13 protein-coding genes are annotated in these 12,426 nt (G+C 60.8%); 6 read left to right on the forward strand and 7 right to left on the reverse strand.

All coding sequences use genetic code 11. The features are described from left to right. Position 1: 1 nt before the first annotated feature. The 3 genes from Amn_RS30605 to Amn_RS30615 all read right to left on the reverse strand — a co-directional run bounded on the left by Amn_RS30605 (position 2) and on the right by Amn_RS30615 (position 2,486). Positions 2-769 (reverse strand): enoyl-CoA hydratase/isomerase family protein, encoded by a 768-nt coding sequence (locus tag Amn_RS30605; protein ID WP_286299588.1) that lies wholly within the window; start codon positions 767-769, stop codon positions 2-4. Then, positions 766-1,233 carry an SRPBCC family protein gene (locus tag Amn_RS30610; RefSeq protein WP_286299590.1) on the reverse strand — a complete coding sequence of 156 codons (468 nt, stop codon included), beginning with the start codon at positions 1,231-1,233 and terminating at the stop codon, positions 766-768. The genes Amn_RS30605 and Amn_RS30610 overlap by 4 nt, the downstream gene beginning before the upstream one ends. A 92-nt stretch (positions 1,234-1,325) precedes the next feature. Continuing rightward, complete coding sequence (locus Amn_RS30615; RefSeq protein WP_286299635.1) at positions 1,326-2,486, reverse strand: ABC transporter substrate-binding protein; 1,161 nt, start codon at positions 2,484-2,486, stop codon at positions 1,326-1,328. 345 nt (positions 2,487-2,831) lie between these two features. On the opposite strand from Amn_RS30615, the gene Amn_RS30620 reads away from it, so the two are divergent. Genes Amn_RS30620 through Amn_RS30635 form a run of 4 tightly spaced genes read left to right on the forward strand, consistent with a single transcriptional unit; the run spans position 2,832 to position 6,204 of the window. After that, positions 2,832-3,590, forward strand: coding sequence for an ABC transporter ATP-binding protein (locus Amn_RS30620; RefSeq protein ID WP_286299593.1), 759 nt, complete (start codon positions 2,832-2,834; stop codon positions 3,588-3,590). After that, the gene (locus Amn_RS30625; RefSeq protein ID WP_286299595.1) at positions 3,583-4,293 is read left to right on the forward strand and encodes an ABC transporter ATP-binding protein; all 711 of its coding nucleotides are present in this window, start codon (positions 3,583-3,585) and stop codon (positions 4,291-4,293) included. The genes Amn_RS30620 and Amn_RS30625 overlap by 8 nt, the downstream gene beginning before the upstream one ends. A 36-nt stretch (positions 4,294-4,329) precedes the next feature. Then, positions 4,330-5,217, forward strand: coding sequence for a branched-chain amino acid ABC transporter permease (locus tag Amn_RS30630; RefSeq protein WP_286299598.1), 888 nt, complete (start codon positions 4,330-4,332; stop codon positions 5,215-5,217). Positions 5,218-5,220: 3 nt separating this feature from the next. After that, positions 5,221-6,204, forward strand: coding sequence for a branched-chain amino acid ABC transporter permease (locus tag Amn_RS30635; protein WP_286299602.1), 984 nt, complete (start codon positions 5,221-5,223; stop codon positions 6,202-6,204). A gap of 26 nt (positions 6,205-6,230) precedes the next feature. On the opposite strand, the gene Amn_RS30640 is transcribed toward Amn_RS30635, so the two are convergent. The 3 genes from Amn_RS30640 to Amn_RS30650 all read right to left on the reverse strand — a co-directional run bounded on the left by Amn_RS30640 (position 6,231) and on the right by Amn_RS30650 (position 10,579). Beyond that, positions 6,231-7,154: a winged helix-turn-helix transcriptional regulator gene (locus Amn_RS30640; RefSeq protein ID WP_286299605.1), complete on the reverse strand. Its 924-nt coding sequence runs from the start codon at positions 7,152-7,154 to the stop codon at positions 6,231-6,233. Between the two features lie 489 nt (positions 7,155-7,643). Further along, a complete protein-coding gene (locus Amn_RS30645; protein WP_286299608.1) occupies positions 7,644-8,414 on the reverse strand; it encodes a CPBP family intramembrane glutamic endopeptidase in 771 nt (256 codons plus the stop codon). Positions 8,415-9,241: 827 nt separating this feature from the next. Continuing rightward, positions 9,242-10,579 carry an FAD-dependent oxidoreductase gene (locus Amn_RS30650; protein ID WP_286299611.1) on the reverse strand — a complete coding sequence of 446 codons (1,338 nt, stop codon included), beginning with the start codon at positions 10,577-10,579 and terminating at the stop codon, positions 9,242-9,244. 9 nt (positions 10,580-10,588) lie between these two features. Between Amn_RS30650 and Amn_RS30655 the strand changes: the two genes are divergently transcribed. Further along, positions 10,589-11,080, forward strand: a complete 492-nt coding sequence (locus tag Amn_RS30655; protein ID WP_353622442.1) for a TetR/AcrR family transcriptional regulator — start codon at positions 10,589-10,591, stop codon at positions 11,078-11,080. Next, positions 10,986-11,189, forward strand: coding sequence for a TetR/AcrR family transcriptional regulator (locus tag Amn_RS32675; protein WP_353622443.1), 204 nt, complete (start codon positions 10,986-10,988; stop codon positions 11,187-11,189). The genes Amn_RS30655 and Amn_RS32675 overlap by 95 nt, the downstream gene beginning before the upstream one ends. Positions 11,190-11,869: 680 nt before the next feature. Here Amn_RS32675 and Amn_RS30660 read toward each other — a convergent pair. Then, positions 11,870-12,307: a VOC family protein gene (locus Amn_RS30660; protein WP_286299104.1), complete on the reverse strand. Its 438-nt coding sequence runs from the start codon at positions 12,305-12,307 to the stop codon at positions 11,870-11,872. Between the last annotated feature and the right edge of the window lie 119 nt (positions 12,308-12,426).

The following is a 12,426-nucleotide window of genomic DNA, read 5'->3' on the forward strand; positions in this document are numbered from 1 at the left end:
TTCATTTGCCGGTGAACTGCGGAGCACGCTTTTCGGCGAAGGCCGCGCGACCCTCGCGGTAGTCGCTGCTGGCGCTGGCGAAATCGATGCGGCGGTTGGCCTCCGCTTCATCGAAGGTCCCGAATGCCGATCCGTTCAGGATGTATTTCGCGCCGGCGATCGTCAGCGGCGCGCTGTCTGCGAGCTTTCGTGCATAATCCAGCGCTGCAGCCATCGGATCGCTCGATACGTCATCGACGAACCCGATTGTCAGGGCTTTGGCCGCATCGAACCGTTCGGCGGAATAAAGGATGCGCTTGGCCTGGGTCAGGCCGACAAGCGCCGCCAGCTTGCGGGTTGCCTGCACGCCATAGATGATCGACAGCCTGGCCGCCGGAATGCCGAAGATCGCCTTGTCATGGGCGAAGCGGAAGTCGCACGACATCGCCAGATGCGCGCCGCCGCCGAGGCAATAGCCTGATGTAACCGCGATGACCGGCTTGCCCATATGGGCGATCACCGCACAGCCATAATCCACCGCCTCCTCGTAGGCGACGCTCTGGGCCTTGTCGTCGCGTGTCGAAGCGAACTCGCCTATGTCGGCTCCAGCGGAAAAGTCGGAACCTGCGCCGGTGAAGATGACTGACCGAACGGAGCGATCATGATCGAGCTTGGTGAAGATGTCGCCGATTTCGCGCCACATGGCATAGGTGACCGAATTGCGCTGTGCAGGCCGGTTCAATCTGACCGTCGCGACGCCGCCCTCGATGGCGCAAAGAATATCGCTCACGCCGCGGCTCCCGCCGTCGCGCCTTCGCTGACGATCTTGTTGAAGTCGTCGAAAAACTGCTTGGCAAGCTTCTTGGCGGTGGAATCGAGCAGGCGCGCGCCAAGTTGGGCGATCTTGCCTCCCACATCCGTGTTGACGTCGTAGTGTAGGACCGTTGCATCTGGGCCATCAGCGTCCAGCCTGACCCGCGCCGTACCCTTGGCGAAGCCGGCAATGCCGCCCTTCCCCTCGCCTGTGATGGTGTAGCCTTCAGGCGCCACAACGTCGCTGAACGTCACGCCGCCGCTGAACTTGGCCTTGATCGGCCCGACCTTGAGGACGATCTGCCCGGTCATGCTGTCGGCCGATTCCTGTACCAATTCCTGACAGCCGGGAATGACCTGACGCAAGACGTCGGCAGAATTCAGCGCCCGCCAGACCGTCTCGCGGTCCTTGGGGATTCTGACTGAGTCCTGGAGCTCCATCTCATCACCTTTCGAATTGACGTTTTTCTTGTGTCGGCGGCCCGGGCAGATCGAGCCAAGGCCGTCGCGTTGCGCGCGGGAGGATGCGCCGTTTATTTCTTGACGAGTGGGCAAGTGCTTTCCGAGAGAGGCCGGAATGCCTGGTCGCCGGGAATGACCGAAACCAGGTTGTAGACGTCCCACTCGCCCTTCGACTGGTCGGGCGTCTTGACCTGATAGACATACATGTCGTGCACCATGCGGCCGTCCTCGCGGATCTTTCCGCCCTTGGCGAAGAAGTCGTTGATCGGCATCTCGCGCATCTTGGCCATCACAGCCTGCACTTCGGTGGTCCCGGCGGCGTCGACCGCCGCGAGATAATGCATGGTCGACGAATAGTCGCCGGCGTCGCCCATATGCGGCTTGCGGCCGACCTTCGCTTCGAATTTGGCCGCGAAAGCACGCGTCTCGTCGTCCCGGTCCCAGTAGAAGGCGTTAGTCAGGATCATGCCCTGCGCGGCCTCAAGGCCGAGCGCGTGAACGTCGGTGAGCCACACAAGCAAGCCCGCGATGGTCTTGCCGGAAACGCCGAGACCGAATTCACCGGCCGATTTGACGGCGTTGACGAAGGTGGTGCCCGAGCCCGCGATCGCAACCACCTCGGCGGGCGATGCCTGCGCCTGAAGCATGAACGCACTGTGGTCGGACGTCTCGATGGGGTAACGAACCGCCCCCGAAACCTCGCCGCCATTTGCCTTGACGATGGTGGTCGCATCGGCTTCGAGCGCATGACCGAATGCATAGTCGGCAGTCAGGAAATACCAGTTCTTCTTGCCTTGCTTGATCAACTCGTTGGCCGTGCCATTGGCGAGCGCATAGGTGTCGTAGGCGTAGTGGATGCTGTTGGGAGTGCAGCCGTCGCCGGTCAACCGCGAAGAACCCGAGCCGTTGACGATTGCGATACCGTTTTCTTCCTTGGCAACCTGGGCGACAGCAAGTGCGATGCCTGAATTGATCAGGTTCGCGATCATCGTCACGCCCTGCGCTTCATACCATTCCTTGGCAGTCGCCACCGCGACCTCCGGCTTGTTCTGGTGGTCGGCTACAACGACCTCGACCGGCTTTCCAAGCACCTTGCCGCCGTAATCCTCGACGGCCATCTTGACCGCAGTCACAGCCCCTTCTCCGGATTCATGCGAGAATTGACCGCTGATGTCGGTCAGGACGCCAACCTTGACCGCACTCGCATCCTGCGCCAGCGCCCCGGCCGGCATGAAAGCGGTGCTTGCCGCGAGCGTCATCGCGAAGCTCACACCGATCAGTTTTTTCATTCTTCTCATTTCGTTTCCTCCACCATCGCAACAAGGAGCCGATCTCTCTCGCTGCATACTTGCGATACAAGACTTTCTTGCCGTTGCAGAATGACGCCTGCGCATATCTTGCCTTATCAGGCAGCACATTCGCTCCCAAGAAAAGAAAGGCATCGACTTGCATTATTAGACGGCATGTGCTTTACAACTGTCAAGCCACCTGGCGCGAAAAAGTACGGCAGCCAAAAATTCGGAACGCCGGGCGACGCGAAACAGGCGTAGAAAAACGCAATCCGGTTGGGAGGACTCGTGCCGGAAATTGAACCCATCATCGAAGCTCGCGGACTGACGCGGGAATTCAGCGGATTCGTCGCCGTCAACAATGTGGATCTGAAGATTCGCGGCGGAACCATCCACGCACTTATCGGGCCGAACGGCGCCGGCAAGAGCACGCTGTTCAACCTTCTCACCAAATTCCTGTCGCCGAGCAGCGGCCATATATTCTTCCAGGGCCGCGACATAACCTCGATGCGGCCAGCCGGTATTTCGCGCCTCGGCCTCATCCGCTCGTTCCAGATTTCCTCGGTGTTTCCACACCTCAGCGTGCACGAGAATGTTCGTGTGGCGTTGCAGGCGCGCGAAAGCGACACCTTCACCTTCTGGCGCTCGGAAGCGAAACTGAAGCGCTTCGATCCGGAAGCGACGGCTCTGCTTGAAAGCGTCGGCCTTGCAGATGCCGCCGACCGGACAGCCACAGAGCTGCCCTATGGCCGCAAGCGCGCACTGGAACTGGCCACCACGCTGGCGCTCGATCCGAAAGTCCTGCTGCTGGACGAACCGATGGCCGGCATGGGGCGTGAGGATATCGGACGCACGGCCGACCTTATTCGCAAGGTGGCGGCGTCGCGGACTGTCCTCATGGTCGAGCACAATCTCGGCGTGGTCGCCGACCTTTCAGACACGATCACCGTGCTGCGGCGCGGCGAGGTCCTGGCCGAGGGCAGCTACGCCGACGTTTCCAGCAACAGCGAAGTCCGCAAGGCCTATATGGGAGGTGCGCATGGGTGAGTCGCATTCACGTCTCAGCGTATCCGACCTGCATGGCTGGTACGGCGAAAGCCATGTCCTGCATGGCGTCAACTTCCATGTCGGCAAGGGCGAGATCGTCACCCTGCTCGGGCGCAACGGCGCCGGCAAGACCACGACGCTACGCACCATCATGGGCGTTGTGCGGAAGCGGCGCGGCAATCTCCTCTACGGCGGCGCCGACATCCTCGCGCTGGCGCCGCACAAGGTATCGCGCCTCGGCATCGGCTACGTGCCGGAAGAACGCGGCATCTTCTCCTCGCTGAGCGTCATCGAGAATCTGATGCTTCCGCCGGTGTCGCTGCCGGGCGGCATGAGCATCGATGAAATCTACGAACTCTTCCCCAATTTGCGTGGCCGCGACCGGACATCAGGGACTAGGCTTTCCGGCGGCGAACAGCAGATGCTCGCCATCGCCCGCATATTGCGCACGGGCGCAGACTTCATCCTACTCGACGAGCCGACCGAGGGTCTGGCGCCGGTCATCGTCGATCAGATCGCCGAGGCTCTGAAAATTCTGAAGGCCCGCGGTCTCACCATCGTTCTGGTCGAGCAAAACCTGCAGTTTGCGGCCTCCATCGCCGACCGTCACTACGTCTTGGAACAGGGTGTCGTCGTCGATGAGATCGCGAATGACGCGCTGGACGCGAATATGGAACGCCTCAACATCTATCTCGGAGTGTGATCATGACCTCCCTGTCCATCTCGAAGGAATTGCGGCATGACTGAGATCTTCGGCGTTCCCGTTGCCGTGCTGCTCGGCCAAGTCCTGCTCGGCCTGATCAACGGTTCGTTCTACGCCTTGCTGAGCCTCGGCCTGGCGATCATTTTCGGCATGTTGAATGTCATCAACTTCGCGCACGGCGCGTTCTACATGCTGGGCGGCTTTGCTGCGTGGTTCGCGCTAAGCGTCCTTGGCGTCGGCTACTGGCCCGGATTGATCATCGCTCCGGTGGCGGTGGCCTTGTTCGGCGTCGTCGTCGAACGCCTGTTCCTTCGCCATCTCTATCGGATGGACCACCTCTACAGCCTGCTTTTCACATTCGGGCTGGCGCTCGCGCTTGAGGGCCTGTTCCGCCATGTCTACGGCTCGGCCGGCAAGGCCTATCCCCTGCCACTCTCGCTGAGCGGCGGCTACAATCTCGGCTTCATGTTCCTTCCCGCCTACAGGGCTTGGGTGATCCTGGCCTCGGTCGTGGTCTGCTTTGTCACCTGGTACGGTATCGAGCGCACCCGGCTTGGTGCATATCTGCGCGCGGCGACGGAAAATCCGTCGCTGGTGCAGGCGTTCGGGATCAATGTCCCGCTGCTCCTGACGCTGACCTATGCCTTCTGCGTCGGTCTCGCTGGCTTTGCCGGCGCTCTCGCGGCGCCGTTATATCAGGTCAGTCCGGGCATGGGGTCCAACCTCCTGATCGTCGTCTTTGCCGTCGTGGTCATCGGCGGCATGGGGTCCATCGTCGGCGCCATCGTGACCGGCCTCGGGCTCGGCGTCATCGAAGGGCTGACCAAGGTGTTTTTTCCATCCGCGTCCACGATAGCGGTGTTCATCATCATGGTGCTCGTGCTGCTCGTGCGGCCGGCCGGACTCTTCGGCAGGGAAAGATAAGACATGGCCAATTTCGCAGTTGCCGAAAAAGCTCCGGCCCGCTCCGCCGCCTCCTTGAAGGGCGCGCTCCTTATCCTGCTGATCGCGGCAGCGCTCGTCGCCCCGTCCTTCGTCTATCCGCTCTTCCTGGTGAAGATCCTCTGTTTCGTGCTGTTTGCGTCGGCGCTCAATCTCGTCCTCGGCTATGCCGGCCTGCTCTCCTTCGGCCATGCGGCATTCTTTGGCGGCGCGGCCTATATCGCCGCCCATTCCGCCAAGGTGTGGGGTTTTCCCTTCGAGCTCGCGATCCTCTCCGGTGTCATATTCTCGACCGTTCTCGGCTTTTTCTTCGGCGCCCTGGCCATCCGCCGGCACGGCATTTATTTCGCAATGATAACGCTGGCGCTGGCGCAGATGGTCTACTTCCTGGCCGTGCAGATGCCGTTCACCGGCGGCGAGGACGGCATCCAGGCAGTACCCCGCGGCACGTTCCTCGGCCTCGTCAACCTTGGCGACACCACGTCGATGTATTATGTCGTGCTCGGCTTCACCGCCTTCGGCCTGTTCGTCATCTGGCGGACCGTGCACTCCCCATTCGGTCACGTATTGGCGGCGATCCGCGAAAACGAGCAGCGCGCCACCTCGCTCGGCCTGAACGTCGAACGCTACAAACTGATTGCATACACGCTTTCGGCGGCCCTTTCCGGGCTTGCCGGATCGCTCAAGGCAATTGCATTCCAGCTCGCATCGCTCGCGGACGTCACCTGGCACATGTCGGGAGAGGTCATCCTCATGACCCTGCTCGGCGGCATGGGAACGCTCATCGGACCCGTCGTGGGCGCAACCTTCGTCGTCGGCCTGGAGCATTACCTCTCGACCAGCGGCCTGCCCATCACCTTCATCATCGGACTTGTCTTCATCGCCTGCGTGATGGTGGCGCGGCGTGGGCTCTATGGCGAGCTGCGCGCTCGCCTTGCATCGCGCGCTGCGGCATCTCCCAAGGAATGAGCAGACGCCCTTAAACAGGGCGTCTCCTATTCCTCGAATGTGTAGCTGAGTTCGTAGTCGGTTTCATTCGCCACGATCGGCTGCTTGCAGTGGCTGCAAACCACCAAGGGCTCGAAATCCGAATTGCACAGGCGATGCCTGAGCGTCAGAGGCGGCTTGCCGTCGGAGAGCCAGCGGTCACCCCAGCGCATCATCACGATCATCGGCTGGTAGAGATCGCGACCCATTTCGGTGAAGCGATACTCGAAACGATCGCCATTCGCACCGTAGCGCTCCTTGCGGAACACCCCGCTTTCGACCAGCCGCGTCAGGCGATCGGTCAGGATATTGGTGGCGATGCCGAGCTTCTCGATCATCTCGTCGAACCGCCTAACGCCGAAAAAACCCTCACGAATGATCAGGAAGCTCCAGCGGTCGCCGATGATCTGCAGGCTGCGCGCCACAGAACACGGCCTGACCCTCTCCAGAAGAGCAGGATCGGAGCTCCTGCGGCTTTTCAACTTTACCTCGTAAGGTGAATAGCCGGCGCCCGGGCCGTCGCGAAAGGAAACCTCGCGGGCCTTGATCGGCTCATGGCATTCCGAACAGACGGTGACCGGATCGCAAGTGTGACCGCATGTCGTGTGGATCAGTTTCAGCGGAGGCTCAGCCCCCTGCGTCAGCCATTTGTCGCCGAACTCCATCAGCGACAGCATCGTCGAAAACAGATCCTTGCCACGCTTGGTCAGAAAATAGCTTTTGCCGCGCTCGCCCGGCCTGGCGCCGATGACGAAAATATCGTTGTCGGTCAGCATCGACAGCCGCGTCGAAAGCGTCTGGCGCGGAATGCCAAGACGGCGCTGGAACTTTTCGAAGCTGCGCACGCCAAAGAAGGCTTCCCGGACGATCAGGAAGGTCCAACTATCGAGAACGATCTCGACGGTTTTTCGGACCGAGCAATGGCGTTCCAAATGAGGCTGCCTCAGTCGAAGTTTGAATTCAGCGGGAGTCGGATTGCTTTCGCCGCCGACTTGGTGAACGGACTTAGCCAACGGAAACCCTCAGTTGTGTACAAAATTGGCCGCTTTGACACCTAGTCTAATAATGCAAGCGTCACTCCACTTCAATTGGCGACCGGCGAACTAAGACTGGATTGGACCGAGTTTAGGGCATCGCTGTTCAACGAAGCCCGTGATAGGCTGACCCGCGGGCACCGGTGTGAACGCCTCGCGCGGAATCTTCAGCGCGCCGAGCAGGATCGCGGTGTAGAACTCGACATTGGTGTCGAGGCTACCTGCCTGCATACGACCGAAACGCGCTTTTGGGTCTCCGCACATACGCTGAAAATCCCGCGCAATGCCAGCGCGCCGGTTGGCCGACCTCAAAAGTGAATAAACCCCATTAGTCGGCCACCTGCTTCCGAAACGAACGACCGGCTTCGAATCTTGCCGCGCGCAGCCTCAGGCTGCGGCCTTCGGCGCGAAGCGCTCCCGGCCGTGGATTGCGACGATCGCCAGCGCGACAAGCGCCCACAGTGCGACGGCGATCCACTGCTGCTGCACCTGGTCGGCACCCTCGTAGACCCGACCAAGGTAGCGCACGCTATTTTGGTGCGAGGCGTGCATCAGGATCGCCAACAGCGCGCTGCCGGTGTTCTGCCAGAGCCAGGTGAATACTACTGCGGCGAATACCGCGTGGATCGAACCGTAGACTGTCAGGTCACCCAACAGCCCGAGCGGCAGGTGCCACGTCGCCCAGAGCACGCCCAACATTAGGCTCGCCGCCAGTGCCCCCTGCCGCTCGAGCATTTTTGGGAGCGCATAACCGCGCCAGCCCGGCTCCTCACCGAGCGGGCCGCTGAACACCAGGAAAATCGCTACCCAGGCGACGATCTCGCCGAACGGTGGGACCAAGCTCCAATTGGGCGGCGCCGCACCGAACATGGGGGTTACGAGCATTGCCGCAAGCTGCAATGCCAGCGGCAGCCCGATCGCCACCAAGTACCAGACGGGTGTCACCCGCCAACGCCCGATCGCGGCCAGGATCCGCCTCACCCCCACCCAGCCTTCAGTTAGCGCCGCGATGGCGAAGCCGGCGAGCGCTGGGCCGAAAGTGAACCAAGGTATGCCCTCGCCACCGCTCGCCATCCACGGCAGAAACAACAGCCATGTCAGCGCGAAGGCGAGCGCGAAAAAGCTGACGAGCGGGTGCCTCGAAATCTGCGTCACCATACCGTTGACCCCTGTTGGGCATGACCAAGAGAGCTAAGCTCCTCCGGCGGCGCGCCACCCCTCGGCGAAATAGACTATCACTTTGCCCGGACGCGAACCACGTAGTCAGCCTGCCTTCCGCTTGGCCCACAACGGGTGATTTGCAGGCTCTCTGGCTGATCCTGCCACATGCAGTCTATCCGAGCGCGCCGGGGGTGTTCCGCTCGACGACCGCTTCTGGCTCGACAGTCTAGCGGTCGCGGCAATGTCCGCCTTATGGAAGTGGCAAAGCTGGCATCTATGGGCTGCAATGGAGGCGCATTTGCTGCCGATCACGTGAGGCGATGCGTAAGTCGGCCTCAGCTCAGCAGCAGCTTCTTCCTGCAAGGTTTGGCCGTTCGTGTGGATGACGAGGTCCGCTGGCGTCGCGCCGAGTACCTTAGCAACATGCCATAGCGTGATTGCAGTCGGATTGCGCTAACTGATTATTGGGCGCTGATATGATCTGATCAACACCCATGGGTTCCGCAACCTTGCAACCGCGGCCGCCAACAGGTTGTATCTGAAACGTCCCGTATAGATGCTCACCATCGCCGCTAAAACGAGGAGCGATAGACCTGCTGTATGTGAACATGAGCACCATCTGCTTGGCACAACAGCAAACACTGGTGGTCCGTTTAGGATGCTGCCCAGTCGCTCTGCTTGCCATGGGCAGCTGCCCGGCGCTGCTTCCTGTGTGGCGCCTCAGGACGCCCGTGATTAATGAACGCGCTGGAGCCGTCGCGATACACACGCCAGGGTGACTGCATTGGTGAGGCGTATCGCATCTCTGCCGGAGATTGCCGCGTTCAAGCCGCGGCTTTGAACGATCGAACGCGCGCCGCGTCGGCGGTGTCGTCGATACGCGCGGCAGAGACAGCCGCCGGTGGTAGTTGGGCCGAAGCGGCACGGCTCAGGCCCGACAGGTTCATCTGAATGCGCCACCTGGCAATCGGGTTGAGGTCCACAAGCGACAGCATGATATTACGAAGAAAGCGCCTTATTGGACCGCGCGTGGTCGCCATGCCGGTCATTGTTCCAGCGATGCTCAGCACCTTCTCCGCTGCAGGCCGGCGCAGTCTTTCGTACAGGTCGAGGGCCGCCTCTTCCCGGATGCCGTTTATTACATCGCCGAGCAGTTCTCCGAGTACCACCGCATCCACCAAGCCAGTGTTCATGCCTTGGCCACCGGCGGGGCTGTGAACATGGGCAGCGTCGCCCATGAGGAATAAGCGATCCTTTCGATAGGAGCTGGCGAGACGATGGTGCAGCCGGAAACGCGAACTCCAGTTCAGCGCGGTGACCTTGGCGCGCTCACGTTCTGGGCCGCGGCTGTCCAGCAGGCGCTGGATGTCAGCGATCTGAGGCTGCTCCGGCGCATCATCCATGGTAGCCACGACGCGGAACGTCCCGTCCGGCAAGGGGGCGACAACCACCATTCCCGCTGGCGAAAAGAAAAGGGAGACCTCCTTGCCGGTCAGCGGCCACTCCAGACTCACATCGGCCAGCACAAAGGAACCTTCATAGGTCGCGCCTTCGAAATCGAAGCCGGTCGCCTGTCGCACAACGCTGTGTGCGCCGTCGCCGCCAACCACGTAGCGGGCTGATATCCTGTGCTCGACCCCATTCTTGCTGAGCGTTACAATTGCCTGGTCGCCATCCTGGAGCACGCCGGTGGCGGTGAAGCCTCGATGCACAAACCCGCCGAGCTCCGCGATGCGCTCTGCGAGCACCTGCTCGGTTAAGTTCTGAGGCAGCATTAAGAGGTAGGGATGATTGGTCGGCAGCTTGCCGAAGCGTAGGTTCAATAGTGCGCGGTCACGATCCCTGACCGTGAACCGTTCAACTTTCATCCCAAGCTCAACCATCCGGTCGGTCACGCCCAAGCGGGTTAGCGCCTCAAGAGTGTGTGCATGGATGACACCAGCGCGCGATGTGTTTTGACCCTGATCGAGCTTGTCGACCAGCAGATGATCGACGCCAGCCTGGTGCAGGGCGATCGAGAGTGCCATGCCAGTGGGGCCGGCCCCAACGATGATTATGTCCGTATGATCGGGGAGCATTTCAATTTCTCCTTGGATATCATTTTTATCAACGATTGTTGACTTATGACGAATGCCATTGAATTTGTCAACAGCTGTTGGCATATAAATGACATGGCCAACAAACCGACCGCGAAACCAACCAAGTCCGAACGAACGCGGGCCGCAATCCTCGAGGCAGCCCGCGAACTTTTTATGGAGTTCGGCTATCAGGCCGCGACGGTGCGCGATGTGGCGCACCGGGCTTCGATCGATCCGGCGATGGTGATCCGCTATTTTGGCAGCAAGGAGGAGCTCTTTGCCCGCGCTGCCTCGATCAGGCTGAATGTCCCCCAGCTACAGGTGGTCGACAGTCAAGCTATCGGTGAGACGTTGGTCCGCCATTTCCTGAACCTATGGGAGGGGCCGGAGAGCAGTTGCGGCATGGCGGTGTTGTTGCGATCGGCGGCCTCGAACGAGTTTGCAGCCGAAAAAAATGCGGGAAGTGTTCGCCGCGCAAGTTCGCCCGGTTGTGGCATCCGTCGGGGATCCCGCGACAGCAGCCAGGCGTGCCGGTCTGGTCTCCAGCCAATTGCTCGGATTGGCAATGTGCCGTTACATCCTTAGGCTGCCTCCTGTGGTTGACCTGTCCCAGGCGGAAATTGTGCGCGCGATTGGTCCGACGCTACAAAGCTATGTGATGGCGACCGATGAAGATGCGATGAGCAAGATTTGACGCATCCTCCAAGACCCAGATGGAAGCCCGTGATAACAATGCCAACCATGGGGTTCTGCGCAGAATGGGGGTGTCTGGTTCAGACCCAATCGCTCCCCCTTGCGTCGCGGCCGGCAATGGCTCCTTTCAGGCGCCGGCGAAGCCCCAACAGCCTAGATGAGGGCGTATTGTTGGCAGGCGGTCTTGGGGCCGCTTCCCGACGGCTTCTTTGTTGCACGATGTCTCCAAAACCAGACGAATCTGCGATACGCCCATCAGAGGCGAACAAATCGGGCGCGCCTCAACAGACGTCGAATGCGTTCCAATGGTTCATAATCCATCGTTCGATGCACGGGTAAAACCCCCGTTTCGAGAGACGCCGCCGACTTCAAGCCGCGACCCTAGCACAACGCCCCCTGGCACAATGCCCCCTAGCACAATGCAGGCAGCCCGCGCGTACGGGAAATGGCTGTCGGTGCAAATCGCCCGCCCACGTGCCTCAAAGTCTTTGCTCGCATATGCGTCCGGCACATTGCCTTGGCCAGGTCCGAAGCGACGGCGCAGCACGCGGCCTAAGCGGCTGTGCCTGAGCGCTCGCTACGGAACCGCAAGCGCATCGTCCGCTACCTCGGCCAGGTCAGGGAATAGCTGCCATGCTGCAACCGCCCTCGTAGAGCAGCCTTTGTTATTGCCTATTGCGCTTAATTAAGTTCTTGGGCGAGCCCGATGAGCAGCCCTCCTGGCCCGCGGATGTAGCAGAGCCGATACGCGTCTTTATATTCGACGACTTCGCCTACGAGTTGCGCCCCGCGATGGTGGAGCCTTTCAAGCGTCTCGTTGATGTCGTCCACGGTGAACATGACGCGGAGGTAGCCAAGTGCGTTGACCGGGGCGTTGCGGTGATCTGCGACGACTTCCGGCACCAGGAAGCGGGAGAGCTCGAGCCGGCTGTGGCCGTCCGGTGTGCGCATCATGGCGATCTCGACCCGTTGATCGCCCAGTCCAGTGACACGTCCGGCCCATTCTCCTTCGATCATGGCCCGCCCTTCGAGCTCGAGGCCGAGCTCGCGAAAGTAATCAATCGTCCCTTCGAGGTCATCGACGACGATTCCTACATTGTCCATCCGTTTGAGCGCCATATGTCCAATCTCCAAAATGTCGTCCAAATCGCAAACTCATAGAACAGCTTGCCAGGTGAAACACCTTTCCAGATCCCAGCGAGAAACGCGCCTCGGTCGTCTCGATCGGGGACGATGCC

It is taken from the genome of Aminobacter sp. Y103A, from assembly GCF_030294925.1.
In the GTDB taxonomy this organism is placed as follows: domain Bacteria; phylum Pseudomonadota; class Alphaproteobacteria; order Rhizobiales; family Rhizobiaceae; genus Aminobacter; species Aminobacter ciceronei.